Below are 19,924 nucleotides of genomic sequence, written 5' to 3'. Positions count from 1 at the left end.
GCGTCGACTCGCGGCGGGACCAGGCCGGCGTTCAGCCCCAAAGCGATTTTCCCTGGTGCAGATGCAAGGCGACGGCCTGCTCGGTCACCGTCGCGCGCAGCCGCTCGATCTCCCTGCGAGCCGCTTCCAGCTCGACGGCCTCGGGGCTCTTGCCCGGACGGCCCGACGTCGAGGCGCCGGCCAGGGCGTCCAGCGCGCCCTGCTTGGCCGTCTTGCAGATGGCGTTGACCGTCATCCGGTTCACGCCGTACTTCTCGGCCGCCTCGCCCTGGGTGGACTGCCCGGCGAGCACCTCGACGAACACCTGGTACTTCACCGACGGGGCGAGCAACGTACGCTTACCCGGCCTGCCCGTACGCGACGGGGACGACTTGGGGTCCTGCTGCGGTCCTGCCACCTGCTCCAACCTCTTCCACGGAGTGATCAAACTACCCGCGGCTGATAGGTGTTTCGGACCGGAACTGGTTCATTGACTCTGACGCGGAAGGTTGACGATGAGGACAGCATCAGAGACGAGGGCTCCCTCATCCAGGTCGAGGGTGATGCCTAGCCCATCCACTATGGGGCCGGCAGGCTGCTCCATGTGCCCCCTTCGTTAGCGAGATGATGGCCTTCAAGAGTTGCCACATGAGAGGTTTCTCGACCATGGAGCATGGAGACCTGATCGCCTTCATGAAGGCAAGGCTCGATGAGGATGAGGCTTTAGCTCGTGCCGTAGAGGATCGCAGCGCACCATGGGATGGGCAGTGGGTCGCAGAAGAGGGCGGCAACGCGATCCGCACCGTGAACGGACACGTGCTGGCGTACGGGCAGACTTACCCGCCCAGGCGCGGCTTGGCCGCCCACATCGCCCACCATGACCCTGCACGGGTACTGCGGGAGGTTGAACGTGGACGTCGGCTCTTGAAGCGGTACGAGAATGCTGTTACTGCCTGTACCCATGTCTCGTCTGCGCGAGCCCGGTTCACGCGGGGGCAGGACGAGGGCTATCGAGAGGCGTACCTGGACGCCATTCGCGATGCCGCTGAGGCGCATGCCGGGCACTCCGCCTACCGCGAAGAGTGGCGTCCCGAGGGTTAGCGATTCCGCCGGTCTCCCGTGTAGTAGCCGACGTTGCGCATGTGGAGGCGCTGACAGAACCCTGCCGCGCGAGGGCCGAGGTACTTCTTCAGGTTGCTGTTGCAGCGACCCCAGTCGCCCTTCGTTCCCCACCTGATCTTGGCTCCGCCTTGGCCGCCCTTGCTCCAGTACTTGCGTAGGGCTTCGGCGTTGCCGCGCTTGCGTGCCATGGTCGGTCACCTCCGCTGCTATCTGCGGTAGCCCATGCTCAGGTCGTAGAACTCCCCCGCTTCGCCGGCCGCTTCGAGGTCTTCGAGCGCTTCGGAGAAGGCTCGCTGCCGATCCCCGTCCACGACGATGCCCCAGCCGTCTCCGCCCGCCGGGGAGATGATCAGGTTGTTGCCGGGGCCGTCTTGCTGCCATTCGCCGTTGAGTTCGACGCGGACCTTGCCGAGGTTGGTGTCGACGTCTACGTGGGTGACGCCTTCGTCGGGTCCGTCTGGGTCGTCGTCGTCGAAGCCGTCAATGACGACGTTCATGGCTCGCCGGATGCGGGCGAACGACTGTGGAGTGAACTCGGCTTGGACGGGTGTGCCGTCTTCGCCGAGATGCCGGAAGCCGAACTTGTGGTCGTCGGTGGTGTAGGTGTCGAGGTCGCCGTTGCCGGTGTCGACACGGCTGGAGGAGTTGAGACGGTCCAGGGCGTTGTCGAGGTTGTCGATGTCGCGGCCGGCGAGGGTGACGGGCGGCGCGTTGAGGACGGCGTCAGCGCTCGCGTCCGGGCCTGCCAGACGCAGCGAGTAGGCGTTGGGGCCTTCCTTGCGGACGAGTGCGACGATGCTGGTTTTCGGGAGCCCGTCCGGGCCGGTTGCGTGGTCTTTGACCCAGTGCTGTGTGCCGACGTCGGCGTCTTCGCTTGTCAGGTCTTGGAGGCGGCGGCTGACGTTGGAGGCGGCGTGGTTGGGGACAGTGATCGTGGTGTCGCCCACGCCGATGGTGCTGGTGCCGTCGCTGTGCCGGTCGAGCGCGATCTCTTTGCCGTCGCGGGTGCGGATGTCGGCTCCGGCGACGATGGATGGCATGCCGCGGCCGGTGGAGTGGCGGCTGGGCGAATCTTGGACGGCGTCCGGACCAGCTGCGTCGCGCAGGGCGGTGGAGATGGCGGGGGCGTTACCGCCGCTGGAGCCTTTGCGGGCGAACTTGCCTTCCTGGTCGCGGGCGATGGCCGACTCTTTGAAGGTGTGGGCGCGCACGAGCCCTCCCTTCAAGGGGTGACTGTGAGTGACGCCGTGCGACGTTCGAGGCGCTCGGGATGGGTTACCCGGCGGTGAGACAGGGTGAGTGTGCGCAGGTCGGAGCGACGTCACGCAGAGCTACAGAGACGCATGGGGTACGCCAGCCAGGCAGGTCAGGTGCCGGGCTGAACGGCCACAGCGGACACGCCGGCGAGGATGGTGAAGTCGCAGCCGCGGAACGTCCTGCGCAGGTCGGCGAGGATCGCCTTGCAGGTGTCCTCGTCGGGTTCGTCGGAGAGGGCTATGAGGACCTTGTCTCCGGGGCGGAGGACGATCAGGGCGGGCTGGGCCATCTGCGCCTCCGGATGTAGAGGTCTGGCCGTAGAGCCCGGTGAGCGGCGTAGCGTCGGCGCATGCAGAAAGCGGGCAGCCAGTCCAGCCAGCACGACACGCCATCCCTGCAGACGCGGTGCCAAAGGCGGCCGGACCACTTCTCGGCCTTCCACCAGAACTCGTGGCGGAGGTGGTGCAGGGCTCTCACGCTCCGGGCCCTCGGACGCTGGCGGAGAGCGCCTGACCGGTCAGGTAGAGGGCCTGGTGTTCGTTGAAACCCGCCTGGGCGAAGCTGGCGTACAACTCGTGGAGGGATACAGCGGCTGCGGCGAGCTGAGTGATCGGGTCTTCGGGGTCAGGCATCGGATCCGCCTTCGCGGCTGGCCGACTGGACGAACCTCTCGACCTTGTTCGCTGCCTGCTCCAGAGAGTCCATGTCCACGCTGGCGGCCATGTTGACGAGGACCGTAGCGACAGGCGTCGTGTTGTCGATGTCGTGCTGGACTGTCACGTCGTCGAACAGTGGGGTGGCCGCTTCGACGATCTCCCACGCCTCGCGGGCGTTGAACCCCTTGGCGAGCAGTTCGTCACGGTAGGCGGCCAGGCGCTGGGCTGTGGTCAGGTCAGGCATGCAGTTCTCCTCGTGTATGGCGAGAGCCCGGCGCACGAGGACGCCGGGCTCTCTGACCTCCAGGAGCTACCTGGAGGGTTCTCCTTGGGTGGGACCGGTTCACCTTGCGGGCGGTCGGTCACCAATCCCTCGACCCTTTGGGCTTCACTGGGCCGAGGATGGCCTTCATCTGGGCGACGTCGGCCTCGATCTTGCCGAGCGCCGCCCTGAGGGATGCCTCGCCGTACGAGCCGTCATGTGTTGCCTCGGCAGCAGCGGCAGCGAGTGCGGCCTGGCAGATCTTTGACACCGGGAGGGCGAGTTCGCGGGACTTGTGGGCGAGGTCATCGGGGACGCTGATGTTCATTCTCATGACACGATCTTACACACAAGGTGTGTAAGATCGTTCACCTCAGGCCGGGATGCCGCTCCGGGGGTCGCCTCATCCGCCCTTGCTTGTCAGCCTTCGCCTTGCCGCCCTCGGACGACGACTTGTAGACATGGCAACGTTGGGCGGTCCGGATGCCGTGGATGGGCCTCAGCATCTCGATTCGGTGGTCGGTCCGGTCGCCGAGGTGGTCGATGTCCGTCGCGCCCGGCTCCTTGCACACGTGGCAGACGTCGCTGTATACGCGGAAGCACTCCGCGCGAATCTCTTGCCAGTTCGGAGGCAGGTTAGCCGCCCGATCATGGCCCGCCCACTGGGAGTACGTCATCAGCCGCCCTCGCCTCCTCGATCAGCGCCCACACGGCTTCACGGTCGCCCTGGGCCTGGTGGAAGCGGTGGCAGCGGGCGAAGTTCGCCGTGTATTGCGGCCCCTCTTTGACAGCGCTCTCGTGGCCGAGCGCGAACACGGCCCCTTCGTGCCGGACCGGTTCCGCGCCGAGCAGCGTCGTGTGCGCCACCCACCAGGCGGCATCTTCAGCTCCCCAACCCAGAAACAGTTCGTCCTGTCCGCCGTGCGCCCACCATGTTGCCGGGGTCGTTACGTACACGCCCGAGCAGGCGCCTGCGACTTCGAGGTGGTCGCACTCACGCAACGGCTTCCCCGACCGGTACTCGCGGGTGCCACGCCCGCGCAGTGACCTGTACGAGTCGTACGGCAGGTTCACCTTCCCGTTCACCGGGGCGGACACGATCGCGGCGAGCAGCGGCTCCCGCTCGGGCAGCGTGTCCGCGTCGCCGAGCACCACCACGTCCGCGCCGGACTCCTCAGCGAGACGGACGCCCCGGTTGCGGCAGCCCGCCAGGCAGAACAGCTCGTGGCCGGTGTCCACGTCCACAATCTCAGCGTCCGGGAGCAGGTCCCGGTAGCGGGCCACCGTCCAGTCGTGGGCGAGCATGCGCGACGGCTGAGGCCTCCACGGGATCGCCACCAGCACCCGAAGATCAGTACCCATGGCCTGCCCTCTCCCTGCCGACGTGCGTCACCAAGGGAGGGTCGCCACGATGCCCCCAATACGCGCCGCGCGCCTTCGGATCGGCGAACAGGTCGCGCCCGAAACGGGACTCCGACCAGTCGCCCTCAGGCCACGGCCGGCGCAGCGTGCGCGCCGGGATGAGGGACGGGTTGCCGGTGAAGCACGCCCGGTGCTCGATCCAGTAATGGTGGCCGTTCGTCCGCTGCTGAAAGCGGTTGCGTTGGGCTTCGAGCGCCTCGATGACGCCGCCGTGATGGTGCTCGTTGTGGAACCACGACTGCCGCACGAGGGCGATCTGCGTCAGGTGCGGGCAGTCGTCCAGCACGGCGACTAGGTCTGCGGCGTCGAGCGGCTGGTTGAGGACGAAGTCTTCCTCCCAGAACATCACCTGCCGGCAGCCAGCGGCGGTCTGCCACACCTTCCGCATCGCCCGCCAGTACCCGGCTTTGCCGTCGTCGGCCACCGGAACGACCTCGACGCCATGCTCGCTCTCCAGCCACTCCCGGTAGGCGGGATCTCCAGAGTCGTCCACGATCAACACCGGGCCGACACCTCGCAGGCGGCCGCCGATGGAGGCGAGCGCCTCCGCGATGCAGTCCTTGCGGCCGTTGCCGAGCACGATCAGCGGGACTGGCACCGGACCTCCTCCGCTACCAGGGCGGCCATCGCCACCCGGTCTCCCGCCGCGGCTGTGTAGCGCGCCGCGAGGTCCCATCCCGCGTTCACGGCAGCGCCCGAGCGTGAGGCTGGCGGATGCCACAGGTGCACGATCGTGCCGTCGTGGCGGACGGTCGGGCCGAGCAGCGTGTCCGCGGCCCGCCTGAACGCCATGTCCTCACTCCCCCAGGCGGTGAACCGCTTATTCATGCCGCCGGCCCGCCACCAGGCGTCCGGGCGAATGACGAACACGCCCCCCACCGAGAATCCGTACTCCAGGTCGACGCCGCATCGCTGCAGCGGCAGGCCGGCGAGGTAGTCGCGAGTGCCCGCCTCGGTGAGGCCGACGAACCGCGTGTACGGGGTGTGCAGGCAGCCATCCGCGGCGGCCTGCTGAACCGCGGCGCGCAGCGGGCCGGGCTCGGGGATGGTGTCGGCGTCGTTGACGACCACGACGCCAGCACCCACATCCTGAGCCATCCGCACACCGCGGTTGCGAGAACCGGCCCTGTTGAACGGATGGTGGCCGGAGTCGGCGTCGATATGCCAGGCGTCCGGGAACACGTCGCGGAGCCGGGCGCGCACCACCTCGTGGTGGCGTTCCCGATCAGGGTCGCCGCCGCGCCACGGGATGACGACGGCGACGTCAAGCGAGGGCACGCCGGACGCCCTCCTCCACGCTCACCTTCGGCGTGTAGAAGCCGTTCAGCGCGGTCGGATCGCATACCCGGTAGGCCACGCCACTCGGGGCGTCCCGCCGGTAGCCGAACTCGGGCTCGTACCCCTGCTGGCGGCAGAATTCGGCGGCCAGGCTCGTCATCGAGGTGGGGACGCCAGTACCGATGTTGACCGGTCCGTCCACTCCTTCGCGTGCCGCTGCCAGCGTTGCGCCCACGACGTCGTCCACGTGGACCCAGTCGCGGACTTGCGTGCCGTCTCCCCAGATCGCGAACGGGTCTTCCCCGCGCCGCGCCCGCTCCTGGAAAGCGCCGAACGGAAAGTCGGCCCCCTGGTCTTCGCCGTAGCCGGAGAACGGCCTCAGCACCGTGACCGTGCCGTCCTGCTCCCGGTAGCGGCGGGCCAGATGCTCGCCCGTGAGCTTCAGCCACCCGTAGATCGCGTCAGGCTGCTCGGGCCTGTCGAGGTCGATGTTGCCCTCGCGTAGCCGGACCGCCATGCCCGCCTGCTGCAGCGCGATGGGGTAGGCGGCCGACGACGAGAAGTAGATGACGCGGCCCGGTTTGGTGCGCAGCGCCCACCGGAACATCGCCGCGTCCAGTTCCAAGCATCCGGCTCCGACAGTGAGCGGCGAGGAGTCGATCGCGGACCGGTGCGGAGCCACCGCGGCGCAGTGCGCCACCAGGTCGAAGCGGGCGTCGCTGTGCCGAAACAACGTCAGGGCGTCGCTCTGCCACACCGTGTCGATCCGGATCACGTCATGACCCTCGCAGTCCAGGGCCGCGGCCAGGTGGCGGCCGATGAAGCCTGCAGCGCCCGTGATGAGGACCTTCACCGGTTACGGCTCCTCCCCACGATGATTTGCGACCAGCCCGCAGGCTCGTGCCCGACGACCTCGAAGTGGGGTTCGATCAGCGCCCGGTAGCCGTCCATGTCCCACGCCCAGGCGTGGCAGTCGGCATGGTCGGCTCCGGTCTCGTTCCTTGGCGAGGACGCGACGACCCATCCGACGTTGCGGCTCACCCACTCGACGATTCCGTGCGGGTCAGCGACATGTTCCAGTACCTCGGTCAACACGGCGAGATGCCCCCACCTGGGGACGTCGCGGGAGTTGAACACGTCTCGCGCCTCAGCGGTGACGCCTCTCTCCGCCCATCCGGCGGCGTTCGCCGGCGCGAAGTCGTACCCCCACGACGGGAGGTCTCTGATCAGGCTGAGCAGGCCACCGTCCCCACACCCGAGGTCGACGATGCTGGCCGGGCCGATCTCGCGGATCAGGTCTGCCGTCCGCACGAGCCGGTCGTGGTGGTGCGTTTGCTCCAGGTGCGGGGCACGCTCCCGGTGCTCGTGGAACGCGAACGTCGACACGGCCGGCGTATCTCCGTCGAACAGCCGCCACTCGGTCACGAACACCGCCACATCTGGAACGTGTAGTAGGCGATCGAGGGAGGCGTGAACAGGTCGACGGTGTTGTCCGTCCAGCCGGCGCGCTCCAGCATCGCCCGGATGTCGTCGGCGTTCCATCCCCAGTAGTGCTCGGGGTTGGCGTCGTCTTCCTCGCCTTGCGGGGTGGTCAGCAGCAGGTGCCTCGCCTTGCTGCGGATCTGAGCCAGGAGCCAGTCCGGGTTCTCGACGTGCTCGATCGTCTCCGAGCAGACGAACACGTCAACCGGCTCCAGTCCGGGCAGTGTCTCTTCGATCGGCCCGGTCGTCACGTAGTCGCCCAGGTGGCGTTCGCGCCACGGGTGCGCCGATCGGCCCACGATGGCGCCGTCGCCGCACGACAGGTCGGCCACGGTGGACGCTCCGACCTTCGCGGCGAACTCGTCGAGGATCCGCGCCGTCTCGGCCACCCGCTCCACATGGTCAGGCCACCGGGTGTGGTCGTAGGCGCGGGCGTACAGGTGGGCACGCTGCTCGGCGGTGTAGAAGGGGCGTAGCTGTCTACGCATCCGCTGCCGCCTTGGCGAACTGCCGTACCTTGTCCACGTCGGCGGAGAACTCACCCGACGCGTTGTAGGCGTCGTAGGCGTCCCGGTCCTGGCCGTAGGTGCTTTCGGCGTTGAGTTCCCGGTACAGGTCGTCCCACTGGCCTTTGCCGATCGCCGGGTGCAGGTGTTCGATGGTGACGTCCGGAAGGTACCGGATTCTGTCGAGCGCGTGGCCGAGGTCGTACCACACGTTGTCGACGAACAGGTGCTTCAGCGCTGGCGGCGCCATGTAGCCGAGCGCTCGGATGATGTCGGAGGTCATGGCAACGGCGGTCGGCAGTGCTTCACCGCGCAGCAAGTCGTCGCCGTAGACGATGCCAGTCTTCAGCTGGTTGAGCTGGTCGACGATCCTCTTGTCCCATCCAGCGGTGCGGGGCCGATGGTCGTCTCCCATGAAGCCGACCATCCGGTGCCGGCCAGCAGCTTCGACGGCGGCGGCGTTGAGGACGGGCACGATACCGCGGCTGCCCGATGAGACGTGGACACGCAGGTTCACGCCGAGATCCCGGTATCTGGGCAGTTCTGGGTCGTCGTCGTCAACAACCACGAGCAGGTCGGCCGCCCCCTTGGAGGTCGCCGCCCATGCGTGGGCGAGTTCTGCCACTGCAGAGGGACGTCCGCGCGAGGGGACGAGCATGAGCAGGTCTGCCACCAGGCTCCTCACGTGATCGTGATAGGGCCGCTACGGATGAGCGGCTCCTCCTGCGCAGTGACCGGTTTGATCCAGATCACGTACTTGCCTTCATCAAGAGTTCCGATCCCTGTGTCGCCGCCGTACATGGCGCGGACGGTCCCGGTTTCGGTGTGCCATTCGGCCTCATGCCAGTCGTCGCCGTCCCGGTCCGGCTCGATGTCGTACGGCATGACGGCCATGAACACCGGCGTGGTGGATGGGTTGTATTCGCCGGCCACGGTGCCGGAGTGCATCCACTCCTTGGTTCCGGACGGGTAGCAGGGGATGCCCAAGAGGATCACCCCCTGCTCAGCGCCGTATCGGATCAGAAGCGGACCATCGCCGAGTTGGCGTGGTCGACGACCATGCCTTGGTGGGTTCGGTAGCGGACCAGCGCCGGCCGATCGGCGGGCCGATCGTGATGTCGATCTCCTGCGGCAGGTCTCCTGTGGACACGGTGGGCGTCGGTATCGACGCGACCGCGGCCACGACGGGAGGCCGTGCCGTGGTGGAGATCAGAGCCGCGGGGATCGTGGCGTACGCCTGAACCGCTGCGGGTGTGGCTGCGACAAGGACGGTGGTCGTCGGTGTCGGAACGGCAGCGGTGGCGAGGATCACGGCGGGTTGAGCGGTGGTGCTGGTGCTTGTGGCCGGCGCCGGGATGCTCGCCGTGGCGGTGATGGCGGTGGGCTGGGCGGTGGCGTTGCCGTCTGCTGCAACGCTGGGCGTGGGGATGGACGCGCTCGCCTGGACGACGTCCGGGGTTGCGGTCGCTCCCGTGGCCACGGTCGGGCTCGGGATCGCCGTAGAAGCGGCCACAGCGCTCGGTGAAGCGGTAGCCCCAGCGGAGATCCCTGGAGCCCCGACCGTGGCCGTAGCGGTGACTACAGCCGCGCTCGCGGTGCTCCCCGCCGAGATCGTGGCGTCCGGGATGGACGCCGTAGCGGTCACCGTGTCCGGGTTCGCCGTTGAGGAGCTGCCCGTCTGGACGCTCGGCGCTGGGATCGACGCAGAAGCGGCAACGACGGCCGGTGTAGCGGTCTGGCCGTACTCAACAGTGGGCGCCGGGATCGCAGCTGTCGCGGTGACGGTCGCTGGAGTCGCTACCTGACCGGTGGCCACGGTGGGCTGAGGGGTGGACGCTACGGCCTGTACCGCGCCTGGTGTGGCCGTAGCGCCCGCGCTCACGTCAGGAGCCGGGATGTCTGCCGCGGCTTCGATCACGGCTGGGCTCGCTGTGGAGCCTGTCGTGACCGTAGCCGCAGGGATGGTGGTGGTCGCCGAGACCACGCCGGGAGCCGAGGTCGCCCCGGCAGACGTGGTGGGCGCTGGGATCGCGGCCGTGGCCCCGACGACGCTTGGGGATGCTGTGGAGCCCGTGGAGGGGCTCGGGGCGGGGATGGACGCGGTGGCCGTGATCGTGGCCGGAGCCGCTGTGGTGACGGCTGTGACGGCCGGAGCGGGGATGCTCGCGGTCGCCTGCACTACGGCAGGTGATGCGGATGCACCAGCCGACACCGTGGCGCTGGGGATGCTCGCGGTCGCGGCGACGGTCGAAGGTGCTGCAGTGGAGCCCGCTGTGACGCCCGGGGCAGGGATAGACGCCACAGCGGAGACAGTGGACGGGGTAGCTGTAGAGCCCGCCGAGATGGTGGCAGTCGGGATCGACGCCTGCGCGGACACCACAGCGGGGCTCGCTGTTGAGCCCGTGCTGAGGGACGGCGCCGGGATCGAGGAGGTGGCCGGGACCGCGCTCGGTTCGGCGGTGGCGTCCGAGCCTGCCGCGCCCGTGCCCGCGAGGCCGATCGTGTAGCCGACCGAGTATCCGAGCGTCGCCGACGAGGTGAACGACTCCGTACCGGTCGGAGTGGTGGACGACAGGTTGCGGGTGGCGACGGTCGAGGTCGTGTAGTCGGTGGACTGCTCGTCTGCCCGTTCCGTGAACCCGGCAGGAGGCGTCCACGTGGTCGCGCCGGCCTCTTGCGGTGTTCCGGACGCGAACCGGATTTCGACAGTGGCGGCGGACGGCGGGGTGATGCCGGGCGTGTCCGGCGTGGTGGTGACGTTCTCGGTGGCGCGGGCGAACGTGGGTTCGTCTTCGGCGGCGTCACGGTAGGCGGCGATCAGGACGACGCCGTCAGCGCCGTTGGGCTGCGCGAAGTCCCACGTGGAGGGCTCAGAGCTGCCTGCGATCTTCCACCACAGGCGCACCTGGTGGGCGTCTTCGCCGCTCGTGTAGGAGTCCAGCGCCGACCACGTGGCCCCGCCGGTGGGGGTGCCCATGTCGTCGGGGGTGCCGACGTCGCAGCAGTGGTGGGCGATCAGCAGATCACCGGCTTGTACGCCCGTTGGTTTGGGTGCGGTCAGGGAGAAGAGGCGTCCTGCCGTCTCCGTCACCGAGCCGACGAGGGTGGGCGGGGAGGCGACAGAGCCGTCATCCACGTCCGGAGACGGGATCGAAGCGACGGCAGCGACGACGGCAGGGGTAGCGGTGGCGTTCGCCTGCGCGTCCACCGAAGGAGACGGGACCGACGCTGTAGCCGATACCGCATCTGGCGTCGCGGTGGCGTTCGTGCCCGCAGACGTCGTAGGAGACGGGATCGACGCGACCGCAGCGACCACGCCAGGGGATGCGGTCGCTCCTGCCGACGTGGACGGGGAGGGGATCGAAGCGGCAGCGGACACCACGTCTGGGGTGGCGGTCGCTGACGTGCCGGCGGTGGGCTTGATCTCTAGGGCGCACCAGTCCCACGCGGCGGCAGCAGTGCCGGGGGCGTCGGCGTTGAACGTGACCGCGCTGCCCGAACTGACCGTGTTGGACGCCTTGCGGACGGCGATGCCGGACGTGACAGTGGCGGCGTTATTCCACGGGAAACCGGTGTCGCCGCCGCCTGCCGTCGGGCTGCCCCGGCCGTTGCCCTCAACGGCGGCGAGGAACCCCCGCGATCCGGCCGCTGAACTGGTGTAGCCGGTGACGTTGAGCGTGTTGGTGGTGGCGGAGTTGTTGCCCGTGTTACCGATCGGGCTGGCGTGCTGGCCGGTGACCGCGTCGACTTTGAGGGCGATGGTTTCCCAGCCGCCCGTGGCGGTCGCCGTCACCGTCATCGAGCCCGAGCCGGTGACGGGGGCGGTCCAGATTTCAGCCCGCGCGAAACCGCCGCGAGACACTCTGCGCGTCCATGTCAGGCTGCCGCCAGACACCGTATACGGGTCGTCTGACAGGCCCATGACCATCGCCACCAGCAGGCCGCCGGACGGGCGGGTGAAACTCGCGGTGGCAACTGAGTCGCTGCTGCTGGACGAGACGAGAGCCGGGCTGGCGGCGTCGATCTCGATAGCCACACCGACCCCCCGACATGCGAAAACCGCCCGGAGGCGGCAAGGTCAGGCGGTGGCTAGGCGAGATCAGTGCGGGTCACGGCACCAGATCGACGTTCCACCAGCCGCTCGCGGAGACGGTGATCAAAAACGTGCCGTTAGACGTGCTGTAGTCGGCACCCAGGTTGACCAGCACAAACGCCGATTTGGGGCTGAGGACGTTGTTGTAGACGAGCGCGCCGCGAGCGTTCGTGATCGTGGATGACGACCAGGACGGGTCCGCCGAGTCGAACGTCATTACGCCGGACGAGCCGGTCAGCGTGGTCGTCGTGATGACCAGGCCGCCCGCCGTGTAGCCGGTGCCGCTGACTTCGTTGGCGTTGAAAACGCCCGCGCCGTAGGCGGCGTTCGCGGTGGACGCGTCAAAATCCGCTGTGATCGAGTTTGTGAAGAGGGCGACCTTGAGTTCGGTCTCCGACTCCAGGTCGAGGTCCAGGTTCGTGCTACCGAGAGCAGCGATGACGTTGTTGACGAAGACGCCGGAAGCGACAGCCATGTCAGACCTCCTCGCCAGGGTTGGCCACGAAGGCGTCGCCGCCGACCGTGAAGCCTTCGGTGCGGGTCTCTGAGCGGGCCGCGCGCAGCGCCTCGGCGGCCTCGCGGATGGACGCCCTGTCGCCGGACGCCTTCGCGTCCAGCAGGGCGGTTTCGAGAACGGCCTGCGCTTCGAGAGCGTCGGCCTCTGCTCGCAGTTGGGCGGCGCGCTCAGCGCTGCTGGACATCGGGGCTCTCCCTTGTGAGTGCGGAGACGGGAATCTGTGCCGTGACGGTCTGGGGGCTCGCTATGACCGACTGCTGGTCTCGGCCGTGCTGGATGACGTGGTTGCCGAGCTGGTCGGTGGTGTCCTTGACCCGGTGGCCGTCCTTGCTGACGTACTCGCGGTGCTGGTCCTTCGTGGCGTGGGTCCAGCCGCCGGCGCGGGCCTGAATGCCCTTGGAGCGGAGCCACGCCCCGTAGGAGCCGTGGATGTCGGGGTCGTACGCCTCCGCCATGGATCACCTCCGGCGCTCGGGTACGGGCGTCAAGCCCGGCAGCTAGAGACAGGCCGTGCATGCGCGGCTACGGTGCGGGCATGGCGAAAGGTCAGGGCGACGACGACGCCCCACCCGTGTGCGGCGTGTGCCTCGGAGCGCAAGGCGAATGGATGGAGATGAACGGCGAGGAGGACAAGCAGCGCAAATGGGTGCCGTGCTCCGCGTGCGGAGGGACCGGGCGAGGATGACCGACCCCATCACCTGCCCAGAGTGCGAGGGCCGCAAGGGCGAACACTTCGCCGGCTTGTTCCTCGCCTGCCGCTTCTGCGGCGGCCTCGGGTGGGTCGGGGCCGACAACGAACCCGCCGAGGGGTGTCAGAAGCCGCCGCCTCCGCAGCCGACCGCGTCGAACCACAAGGTGTGGTCGGATCCGTGGATGTCGTCAGCGTTCCCGTGCCGGATGTGCCTCGGGAGCCGGGAGGTCGCCCATGTGGACGGCGGGTCGGGCAGGCTGGTCACTCTTCCGTGCCCGTGCGTGTCCGGGCAGGCGGCAGATCAGCCCGAGGCGTAGGTGCGCGGCACCCGCGTATAGTCCTCACCCTTGACGGACTTGACGCGTTCGGCGGGGAACCAGGTCCGGCGAGGCTCCAAGCCTCCCCTGTAGCCGGGCACGTCTTCCACCCACTCGACGAGGGCTTCCCACGTCCGGTCGGGCTTCTGCCGCCACTCCACGATGCTCCCGGCTGTTGCCTGGTGGCCGGGAAGGAGTACGACGGGCAGGCGGTCCATGCAGGCCACGCTACCGAGAGGGCCAGACGAGGCCAGGGGTCAGGGGCCGTCTTCGCCGTCGAGCACACGGCGGGTACGGCAAGGAGCCGGCGCGATGCACTCCGGGCACATGGCGTTCTCTTGGACGTCAGCCTCTTCACGGCTCGGGTGCAGTGCGCGCACACGAGCGTTGGCCGCCTCCACCTCCTCGTACTTCAGGAACAAGTCCCTGAAGGCGAGATTCTTCTCCACGATCTGCATGCGCAACCCGTCCGCGTTCATGTCCGAGCCGAGAGAGCGGATGAGTTCCGCGTAGTCCTGGCGGACGGTCTCCAGTTGAGCGCGGGTGAGGTCGTACCGCTCGCGGAGGTCCTTCCTCGCCGCGCACCCGCACATGTCCGGGTTGCGCTTGTGCTGCGGCAGGTGGGCTTGATGGCAGTCCGCCTCGCAGTCGTCGTCACACGGGAAGTCGCAGCGGAGGTCAACGGGCATCGGTGCTACCTCCCGCGTCTCGCGCGTCGAGGTAGTCCCGCTCCACCCACACGTTCGCCGCGAGGGACGCCCACGCCGGATGGTCGCCGAAACGGGAGATCCTCGCAGGGAAGATCAGGTCCTCGTACTCTTCCCGGATCACGTCGAGGCCCTCGTTGCCGAGGCATCCGCCCATCTCTACGCAGTAGTCGTAGCGGTACAGCAGCGCCCGGTCGGCCTGGACGTTCGCCTTCAACCGGTCGCCGTAGACGCGAAGGTAGCCCTGGACGAGTGCGCCGCTGGTCATCCGGGCGAGTTCTGCTTCCTCCTCGTCGAGCCGGGCGCGGAAGAACTCGACCATCGCTGTCGCGCGTTCCATGAGGGAGGTCTCCGAGGGGTGAGGGGGTTTGATCTGGGCGGTCAGTCCATCCAGACGATGCCGCCAGAGCAGGAAACCGTGACGTTCGGCGGGCACTCCAGCACCACCATGTTCGACGGCAGGACAACGGTTTCAGTCATGTTCACTCCCAGGGGTGAAGTCGGTCGTCCCACAGTCGGGAAGGGTTGATCCGGGCGGGCGAGGTAACCCAAGCGAAGGCGCGCAACGTGTCCTGTGAGAGAGAGGCTGCTTTACTCGCCCGCCCGGAGGTCTACGGGATCAGTCGCCAGTCTCAGCGGCGACCGGGTCCGTCAGCGGAGTGCGGGTGATGACCCGCCATCCGAACCGCTTGTAGGTGGACCGGACCAGCATCTCCCCGTACACAGCGTCGGCCCGTTCGCCCGGCGGCGGCTTCCCCGGCTCGTCAACGAACGTCTGGGTGTAGTCGGGGCGGCCGAGACGGCGGTCCTCTTCGGTGCGATAGGCAGACACCCGGTAGGCGGACGGGTTCTGGTCGGCGGTCATGGGCGGATCACGCCCCGTCCAGAAGACGCCTCAGCCCGACGTCGATCTCGTCGTCGGCCTCTTCAGGATCGTCACCGATCAACGCCATGGCCTGCGAGATCTTCAGCAGGTTGCGGACGATCGCCTTGATCTCCGCGTGCGTGAACCGGTTCGGGTTGCGCTCCAACTGCATGCCGAGAGCGATCCACGCCTGGTCCGCGCCGACCTCGCGGAGGTACTTGGCCCCGCACTTTCCGTGCCACCACGTGTCGAAGATCTTCGTGATGAGGGAGCCCTTCATCGGCACCTTGCCGCAGGCGGGGCACTTCGTGGCGAGACCGACCGTCTCGTACTCGAACTCGACGCCGTTCTCGTCGGTGTCGCGGACAACGCGCCCGAGGTGCGGGCCGCGCGACTCGGAGACGGAGATGCGGATGTCGGTCGGGCGGCTCACTTGGCGCCCTCGATCGGGTTGCGCTTCAACCACCTGTCGATGGCGACCTTGCCGATCGGGGTGACGTACAGGGTCGTGCGCATCTGGTTGTTGTGCAGGCGCGGGGCGTCCGGCTGGTCTGCTTGGTGGAACCACGTCTTGTAGGAGGCGTGGGCGTTCCACTCGTGGACGTCCTTCCACCGCTTCTCCGACTTGCTCCACTCGCGACCGGCGAGCTTCTTGTAGATGATCCCCTTGGCCCTCAGGTGCTCGCGAAGCTTGCGCTCGGGGGCGTTGATCTGGCCGCAGAAGGTCCGGAACAGAGTGTTGGCGGCGTTCGGGTCTACGAAGTTGTTGACGTACTCAGCCTTCGACTCGGCAACTTCCGCCTTGTGCTGCGCCGCCTCCAACTCCTTGGCTTGACGGACCGTCACGGCCTTCTGGGCGATCAGTGCCTGCGAGGTCTGAGTGAGCGCTTGGCCAACCTGGGCCAGGTACGCCATCGTGCCTTCGTCCAGGGAGGAGAGGTCCAGGTTGAGAGCGAGGGGCGCAGGCGAGAGCCTGGCCGCCGCCCCGAGGTTTCCGAAGAAGTACTCTTCGAGCCGATCTCCCGCCTCATCCTGGTATCGGATGACATCGGCGCGGGCGTGCTCAGCGACACGGCCCTCCTGGATGCCTGCAAGCCACAAGCTGAACGCCTTGAGGCTGATTGTGGCGAGACCCCGCGACTGTGTATCCCCGGGAAGCTGCGTTGTGACCAGCACAACGCGGCCCCATCTAGCTGCGGAAAGCTTGGTGTACTGGCTTGCCCAGTTGAGGCCGAGCCGCTCAACAACGGGCTTGATGACCACGCGCGGCCTGCCGTCAACGACGACGGCGGGAATGTGGCCGTCAAGGAAAGGGACGGCGATGCACTCGGCGTTAAGCGCCACTCGCCGATCCGTGGCGGTGTCGCTCCCTGTAATCTCTTGCACGTTCGACTCCTCTGAAGTCGGGCCATGCCCCGGGGCGGTTCCTACACCGTCGCCGGGGTTCTCCGTTTTGGAGAACTTCTGCCTCTATTGTCCCGCAAGATCACGTCGAACACTGCACAAAACGCCTGCTACCAGGCGAGAAGAACGGCCATATGTTCGACCTCAACCGGGAATATCTGGACTTTTTGTCCAAGCAGATCGCGAGGCGCTGTACAGACTGCACAGCGCGCCCGGTTTAGGTTAGAGATGTCCGCTTCAGTTCGGCCCGCGCCTGGTCTCTCTCCCGTACGAACCACAACGCGGCGTACGCCCACCCGACATCGATGAGCCGTTCCAGCGGCGGAAGCCAGTCCCATCCGGTGACGAAGCCGAGCGCGACACCTGCACTCCAGAACACGATCAGGAAGGCGAAGAAGTAAGCCGCCCGGCTCTCCGGCACGGAGGCCAGCACCCGCCAAGCGCGACGGAGGGCGTTCATGGCTTCCGCTCTCTCGCCTCGCAGGCGTACTCCAGAAGCAAGCCCAGCGCGATCAACTGCCCCAGCGCCATCCAGTACAGGCCGTCCAACGCCAGCACACCCGCCGTGAGAACCTGGCCGATACAGCAGCCCACCAGCAGGTACGTCTTGAGCCAGGACCTCATGCGCCGACTGCGCTCGTCCTGAGGCATCCACGTGACCTTGACCCGCATCACGCCTGCCCCTCTTCGTTGAGCCCTTCAACCGGTACAAGCCGGTAGTGGGCGTCCACATGGTCGGCCTTGTCCACAGAGAACCGGCACCCTGTGCACATCGAGCCCGGAGACCAGTAGCCGTGGTTCAGCACGCCGCAGTGGTGCAGCCAGGCAAAGTCCCGTCGTTCCCGGTCGGCCTGCTCTTGGAGGGCGTGGGCGTCCGCCGGCGTCGGCGGACGCTCGGCGAGGATGCGGGTGAGGGCGGCGGCCATGTCTCGCACGTCCCTGCGTAGCGCCTCGTAGCCGCCGGGGGTTGCGTCAGCCATCAGACCTGCTCCCCTTGCGGCTCGGACGCCGCGCCGTCGCCGAACCCGAGGACCTTGACCATGCCTGCCAAGAGCGCCGCTTGCTTGCTGTCCCGCTCTCGCAGTTGCGCCTCTGTGGGCGCGTACCGCTCGTGGAACTTGGTGTGCTCTGGCCAGTAGCCGTCAGCGATCAGCGCCCCGCACTCTGGGCAGATCTGGGATTCGTCGCCCTTGCAGTACGGCATCAGCGCTGTCCCGAGGTGGTCGCCTTCGGCAGCTCCGCGAGCCGCTCTTGCGGGTCCTGGCACGCCGAGAAGCCGTCCACCTGGTGCAGGGTCAGCGTCTCCACGCTGAACCACTTCGCGTGCAGGGTGGCCCCGCGCGGTAGCCCGGCCTGGTCGGTGATGAGGTCTCGCGGCACTCGCAGCGCATTCTCTGGCAGGTGCAGCGGCGTAAGCACCATCGCGTACCCGTCGCCCGGCTCGTACCAGACCTTCACATCGATGCGGTCCAGAGAGGCAACGAACTCGGCGGCGCGCCGCTCGTGCTCGGCCTGCCACTCGACCATCTTCGCGTCCGCGCGACCTGCGTCGAACGTCTCGAACACGGCCCGCCAGCCGTGCTCCTGGAGGGTGTCACCGTCGCCGGTGTCGATGCGGCGGTGAGACGTCCGCTCGGGGCCACGGAAGAGGCTGTCGAACAGGGTTACCACGTGACGGTCCCGCACGTTCGCCGGGCCTTCCCGCACGTCGAACGCCAGCACTCTGTCACCGAGTTCGCACGCCTGGGCGTCGGCCTCGCGGGCGAACACTCCGATCACTTCGTAGCCGCCGTCGTAGTCGTAGGACTCGTAGTTGCTGATCGAGGCGTACACCTTCATCGGTGATCTCCACAGGGGGTCAGGGGGTAGTGGTGCGGCCCGCCCCTACCCCCCGGAGGGAGCAGGCCGCACGTTCTTGGGGGTCTGGCCGCCCGGTCTCCGCGAACCCTCACAGACGCGAAAGACCGGGCGGGCCAGGGGTGGGGCTCAACACGGAGGGGCAACATGGGGGAAGCGAATCCGCGGAGCGCCACCGCGCGTCATCCCCCGACAGGAGACGCGCGTATGGGGAAATCTAAGGGTGTCTAGGCTGCGGTCTTCAACGACTCGCGCAACGCGTCCCGCTCCTCAGGAGTGGCCGGCACGTGCTCACCGAGGTGGAGTTGGCGGCCGATCGTGGCGAGGTCGAGCCAGTCGTAGTACGACGCCGTCCCGATCTTCACCAGGAGACGGGCGTGGTATCGGGACGCCCAGGTCCGGACAGTGCGAGGAAGACGGTCGAGCCGTTGGGCGGCCTGGTCGATCGTGACGGGTTCCCGCTGCACGGAGTCACCCCCGAACACGCGAAAGCCCTCGACGCGCGCGAAGCGTTCGAGGGCTGGCGATTCCACGATCAGTGACCAGTGATACAGGCTGGTCAGCAGTTTGTCCAGTCAGGCGCGCCCAGAGCAGGAGCTATCCGTGTCCTTGGCCCGTAGCGGAGCCCGGCGGTACCCCTGCACCGTGTCGGCGCGATCCTTGGTCAAGTCGGCGTACTGCTCGCTGTCGTACTCAGCGCGGCAGTGGCGGCAGGACGCGCCGGCGGGCTGCCCTTCCGCGTCCAGCATCTCGTGGAGTTCGGCGTAGCCGCAGTCGCAGTACACGCCGGACAGGCGGCGGGCACGGAGTTTGGTTTCTCCGAGGAGGCGGCGGCACCGGTGATGCAGGTTGAGGATCTCCAGCCCGGCGCGTGCCCCGTCCAGGTGCATGAACACGTCGGCGTATCCGGCGCTCTTGTGGACGAGCCCGATGGTTCCTGGCGGCAAGTTGGCTGCCTCGTGCAGCCAGACGGAGCGGCCCATCGGCTCTTCGGGCAAGGCCAGGAGCGCGTCCAGGTGGGCGGAGAGGACCTTGCATGCGGCGTGGACGGAGCCGTTCGGGCTCGACAGCCGGGCCACCGCGGCGACACGTTCATGCCACGAATGCAGGACGGATGCCAGGTCGCGCAGCAGCTCGTCCACGCTCAAGTTGATCGGCAACGGCGGCGTCTTCGAACTCGACACGCGGGGTCCGGTGGCCTGCCCCCGGCTTCCGATCTCGGCGTGGACGCGCACCTGGAAGGCGGGCAGTTCCTTCAGCGCCTTGTCGATCGCGTTGCGGTCTTGCGGGCAGAACGCCTGGTAGGTGAGGGCTGGGAGGCGGACGGTCTTGCCGCCTGCGGTGACGGTGCGAGGGTCGGAGCAGCGTTCCGCGCGGGCGCATTCGTGCTGGCCGTGGTCGCGCCAGTAGCCGTCGTCAGCGTTCGGGTCTGAGTGGATCCAGCCTGGCATGAGGGCCTCCCCCGAGGTCGTACTACGCTGGTGGGAGACCACTGGTGGTGCCTGTGGG

Annotated in this window: 36 protein-coding genes; 5 read left to right on the top strand and 31 right to left on the bottom strand. The window is 67.9% G+C overall.

What is annotated here, in order from left to right; all coding sequences use genetic code 11:
* Positions 1-31 precede the first annotated feature (31 nt).
* Complete coding sequence (locus VIU94_RS16760; protein WP_222871996.1) at positions 32-316, bottom strand: COG3415 family protein; 285 nt, start codon at positions 314-316, stop codon at positions 32-34.
* 287 nt (positions 317-603) lie between these two features.
* Between VIU94_RS16760 and VIU94_RS44730 the strand changes: the two genes are divergently transcribed.
* Positions 604-1,080 carry a DUF6221 family protein gene (locus VIU94_RS44730; RefSeq protein ID WP_414720962.1) on the top strand — a complete coding sequence of 159 codons (477 nt, stop codon included), beginning with the start codon at positions 604-606 and terminating at the stop codon, positions 1,078-1,080.
* Here the strand turns inward: VIU94_RS44730 and VIU94_RS16755 are convergent.
* From VIU94_RS16755 to VIU94_RS16690, 14 genes are all read right to left on the bottom strand, one after another.
* A complete protein-coding gene (locus tag VIU94_RS16755) occupies positions 1,077-1,289 on the bottom strand; it encodes a hypothetical protein (RefSeq protein WP_331912263.1) in 213 nt (70 codons plus the stop codon). The two genes, VIU94_RS44730 and VIU94_RS16755, sit on opposite strands and share 4 nt — an antisense overlap.
* An 18-nt stretch (positions 1,290-1,307) precedes the next feature.
* Positions 1,308-2,312 (bottom strand): hypothetical protein, encoded by a 1,005-nt coding sequence (locus VIU94_RS16750; protein WP_331912261.1) that lies wholly within the window; start codon positions 2,310-2,312, stop codon positions 1,308-1,310.
* Positions 2,313-2,467: 155 nt separating this feature from the next.
* Positions 2,468-2,647 carry an adenine nucleotide alpha hydrolase family protein gene (locus VIU94_RS16745; RefSeq protein WP_331912259.1) on the bottom strand — a complete coding sequence of 60 codons (180 nt, stop codon included), beginning with the start codon at positions 2,645-2,647 and terminating at the stop codon, positions 2,468-2,470.
* A gap of 184 nt (positions 2,648-2,831) precedes the next feature.
* Positions 2,832-2,990: a hypothetical protein gene (locus VIU94_RS16740; RefSeq protein ID WP_331912257.1), complete on the bottom strand. Its 159-nt coding sequence runs from the start codon at positions 2,988-2,990 to the stop codon at positions 2,832-2,834.
* Complete coding sequence (locus VIU94_RS16735) at positions 2,983-3,258, bottom strand: hypothetical protein (RefSeq protein WP_331912255.1); 276 nt, start codon at positions 3,256-3,258, stop codon at positions 2,983-2,985. Before VIU94_RS16735 ends, VIU94_RS16740 begins: the two co-directional genes overlap by 8 nt.
* Positions 3,259-3,376: 118 nt before the next feature.
* Positions 3,377-3,610: a type II toxin-antitoxin system CcdA family antitoxin gene (locus tag VIU94_RS16730; RefSeq protein ID WP_331912253.1), complete on the bottom strand. Its 234-nt coding sequence runs from the start codon at positions 3,608-3,610 to the stop codon at positions 3,377-3,379.
* Between the two features lie 314 nt (positions 3,611-3,924).
* Positions 3,925-4,638: a glycosyltransferase family protein gene (locus VIU94_RS16725; protein WP_331912251.1), complete on the bottom strand. Its 714-nt coding sequence runs from the start codon at positions 4,636-4,638 to the stop codon at positions 3,925-3,927.
* A complete protein-coding gene (locus VIU94_RS16720) occupies positions 4,628-5,296 on the bottom strand; it encodes a response regulator (protein WP_331912249.1) in 669 nt (222 codons plus the stop codon). Before VIU94_RS16720 ends, VIU94_RS16725 begins: the two co-directional genes overlap by 11 nt.
* Entirely contained in the window at positions 5,281-5,976 is a 696-nt protein-coding gene (locus VIU94_RS16715) for a galactosyltransferase-related protein (RefSeq protein ID WP_331912247.1), read from the bottom strand. The genes VIU94_RS16720 and VIU94_RS16715 overlap by 16 nt, the downstream gene beginning before the upstream one ends.
* Entirely contained in the window at positions 5,963-6,829 is an 867-nt protein-coding gene (locus VIU94_RS16710; RefSeq protein WP_331912245.1) for an NAD-dependent epimerase/dehydratase family protein, read from the bottom strand. The genes VIU94_RS16715 and VIU94_RS16710 overlap by 14 nt, the downstream gene beginning before the upstream one ends.
* Entirely contained in the window at positions 6,826-7,413 is a 588-nt protein-coding gene (locus VIU94_RS16705) for a methyltransferase domain-containing protein (RefSeq protein ID WP_331912243.1), read from the bottom strand. The genes VIU94_RS16710 and VIU94_RS16705 overlap by 4 nt, the downstream gene beginning before the upstream one ends.
* Positions 7,398-7,946: a class I SAM-dependent methyltransferase gene (locus VIU94_RS16700; protein ID WP_331912241.1), complete on the bottom strand. Its 549-nt coding sequence runs from the start codon at positions 7,944-7,946 to the stop codon at positions 7,398-7,400. The genes VIU94_RS16705 and VIU94_RS16700 overlap by 16 nt, the downstream gene beginning before the upstream one ends.
* Positions 7,939-8,637, bottom strand: coding sequence for a hypothetical protein (locus tag VIU94_RS16695; protein ID WP_331912239.1), 699 nt, complete (start codon positions 8,635-8,637; stop codon positions 7,939-7,941). The genes VIU94_RS16700 and VIU94_RS16695 overlap by 8 nt, the downstream gene beginning before the upstream one ends.
* Positions 8,638-8,645: 8 nt before the next feature.
* Positions 8,646-8,912, bottom strand: coding sequence for a hypothetical protein (locus VIU94_RS16690; RefSeq protein ID WP_331912237.1), 267 nt, complete (start codon positions 8,910-8,912; stop codon positions 8,646-8,648).
* A gap of 119 nt (positions 8,913-9,031) precedes the next feature.
* Between VIU94_RS16690 and VIU94_RS16685 the strand changes: the two genes are divergently transcribed.
* From VIU94_RS16685 to VIU94_RS16670, 4 genes are all read left to right on the top strand, one after another.
* The gene (locus VIU94_RS16685) at positions 9,032-9,205 is read left to right on the top strand and encodes a hypothetical protein (protein WP_331912235.1); all 174 of its coding nucleotides are present in this window, start codon (positions 9,032-9,034) and stop codon (positions 9,203-9,205) included.
* An 84-nt stretch (positions 9,206-9,289) separates the two neighbouring features.
* Positions 9,290-9,769, top strand: coding sequence for a hypothetical protein (locus VIU94_RS16680; RefSeq protein ID WP_331912233.1), 480 nt, complete (start codon positions 9,290-9,292; stop codon positions 9,767-9,769).
* 90 nt (positions 9,770-9,859) lie between these two features.
* Positions 9,860-10,471 (top strand): hypothetical protein, encoded by a 612-nt coding sequence (locus tag VIU94_RS16675; protein ID WP_331912231.1) that lies wholly within the window; start codon positions 9,860-9,862, stop codon positions 10,469-10,471.
* Positions 10,472-11,011: 540 nt separating this feature from the next.
* Positions 11,012-11,626, top strand: coding sequence for a hypothetical protein (locus tag VIU94_RS16670; RefSeq protein ID WP_331912229.1), 615 nt, complete (start codon positions 11,012-11,014; stop codon positions 11,624-11,626).
* Between the two features lie 447 nt (positions 11,627-12,073).
* On the opposite strand, the gene VIU94_RS16665 is transcribed toward VIU94_RS16670, so the two are convergent.
* The 16 genes from VIU94_RS16665 to VIU94_RS16590 form a co-directional block, all read right to left on the bottom strand.
* Positions 12,074-12,532 (bottom strand): hypothetical protein, encoded by a 459-nt coding sequence (locus VIU94_RS16665; RefSeq protein WP_331912227.1) that lies wholly within the window; start codon positions 12,530-12,532, stop codon positions 12,074-12,076.
* Between the two features lies 1 nt (position 12,533).
* Positions 12,534-12,758: a hypothetical protein gene (locus VIU94_RS16660; RefSeq protein ID WP_331912225.1), complete on the bottom strand. Its 225-nt coding sequence runs from the start codon at positions 12,756-12,758 to the stop codon at positions 12,534-12,536.
* Positions 12,742-13,029 (bottom strand): hypothetical protein, encoded by a 288-nt coding sequence (locus tag VIU94_RS16655; RefSeq protein ID WP_331912223.1) that lies wholly within the window; start codon positions 13,027-13,029, stop codon positions 12,742-12,744. Before VIU94_RS16655 ends, VIU94_RS16660 begins: the two co-directional genes overlap by 17 nt.
* Before the next feature lie 537 nt (positions 13,030-13,566).
* Positions 13,567-13,800 (bottom strand): hypothetical protein, encoded by a 234-nt coding sequence (locus VIU94_RS16650; protein ID WP_331912221.1) that lies wholly within the window; start codon positions 13,798-13,800, stop codon positions 13,567-13,569.
* A 39-nt stretch (positions 13,801-13,839) separates the two neighbouring features.
* Complete coding sequence (locus VIU94_RS16645) at positions 13,840-14,271, bottom strand: hypothetical protein (protein WP_331912219.1); 432 nt, start codon at positions 14,269-14,271, stop codon at positions 13,840-13,842.
* Positions 14,261-14,629: a hypothetical protein gene (locus tag VIU94_RS16640; protein ID WP_331912217.1), complete on the bottom strand. Its 369-nt coding sequence runs from the start codon at positions 14,627-14,629 to the stop codon at positions 14,261-14,263. The genes VIU94_RS16645 and VIU94_RS16640 overlap by 11 nt, the downstream gene beginning before the upstream one ends.
* A gap of 279 nt (positions 14,630-14,908) precedes the next feature.
* Entirely contained in the window at positions 14,909-15,154 is a 246-nt protein-coding gene (locus VIU94_RS16635) for a hypothetical protein (protein WP_331912215.1), read from the bottom strand.
* A 7-nt stretch (positions 15,155-15,161) separates the two neighbouring features.
* Positions 15,162-15,587: a hypothetical protein gene (locus VIU94_RS16630; RefSeq protein ID WP_331912213.1), complete on the bottom strand. Its 426-nt coding sequence runs from the start codon at positions 15,585-15,587 to the stop codon at positions 15,162-15,164.
* A complete protein-coding gene (locus VIU94_RS16625; RefSeq protein ID WP_331912211.1) occupies positions 15,584-16,540 on the bottom strand; it encodes a phage antirepressor N-terminal domain-containing protein in 957 nt (318 codons plus the stop codon). The genes VIU94_RS16630 and VIU94_RS16625 overlap by 4 nt, the downstream gene beginning before the upstream one ends.
* A 235-nt stretch (positions 16,541-16,775) precedes the next feature.
* Positions 16,776-17,018: a hypothetical protein gene (locus VIU94_RS16620; RefSeq protein ID WP_331912209.1), complete on the bottom strand. Its 243-nt coding sequence runs from the start codon at positions 17,016-17,018 to the stop codon at positions 16,776-16,778.
* Positions 17,015-17,182, bottom strand: a complete 168-nt coding sequence (locus VIU94_RS16615) for a hypothetical protein (protein WP_331912207.1) — start codon at positions 17,180-17,182, stop codon at positions 17,015-17,017. The genes VIU94_RS16620 and VIU94_RS16615 overlap by 4 nt, the downstream gene beginning before the upstream one ends.
* 47 nt (positions 17,183-17,229) lie before the next feature.
* Positions 17,230-17,538: a hypothetical protein gene (locus VIU94_RS16610; RefSeq protein WP_331912205.1), complete on the bottom strand. Its 309-nt coding sequence runs from the start codon at positions 17,536-17,538 to the stop codon at positions 17,230-17,232.
* The gene (locus VIU94_RS16605; protein WP_331912203.1) at positions 17,538-17,762 is read right to left on the bottom strand and encodes a hypothetical protein; all 225 of its coding nucleotides are present in this window, start codon (positions 17,760-17,762) and stop codon (positions 17,538-17,540) included. The genes VIU94_RS16610 and VIU94_RS16605 overlap by 1 nt, the downstream gene beginning before the upstream one ends.
* Positions 17,762-18,397 carry a hypothetical protein gene (locus tag VIU94_RS16600; RefSeq protein ID WP_331912201.1) on the bottom strand — a complete coding sequence of 212 codons (636 nt, stop codon included), beginning with the start codon at positions 18,395-18,397 and terminating at the stop codon, positions 17,762-17,764. The genes VIU94_RS16605 and VIU94_RS16600 overlap by 1 nt, the downstream gene beginning before the upstream one ends.
* A 245-nt stretch (positions 18,398-18,642) precedes the next feature.
* Positions 18,643-18,882, bottom strand: coding sequence for a hypothetical protein (locus VIU94_RS16595; protein WP_331912199.1), 240 nt, complete (start codon positions 18,880-18,882; stop codon positions 18,643-18,645).
* Positions 18,883-18,990: 108 nt separating this feature from the next.
* Complete coding sequence (locus tag VIU94_RS16590; RefSeq protein ID WP_331912197.1) at positions 18,991-19,866, bottom strand: hypothetical protein; 876 nt, start codon at positions 19,864-19,866, stop codon at positions 18,991-18,993.
* Positions 19,867-19,924: the final 58 nt, after the last annotated feature.

It is taken from the genome of Streptomyces sp. (genome assembly GCF_036566765.1).
Classification (GTDB): Bacteria; Actinomycetota; Actinomycetes; order Streptomycetales; family Streptomycetaceae; genus Streptomyces.
This window is presented reverse-complemented; position numbering and strand designations above follow the sequence as displayed.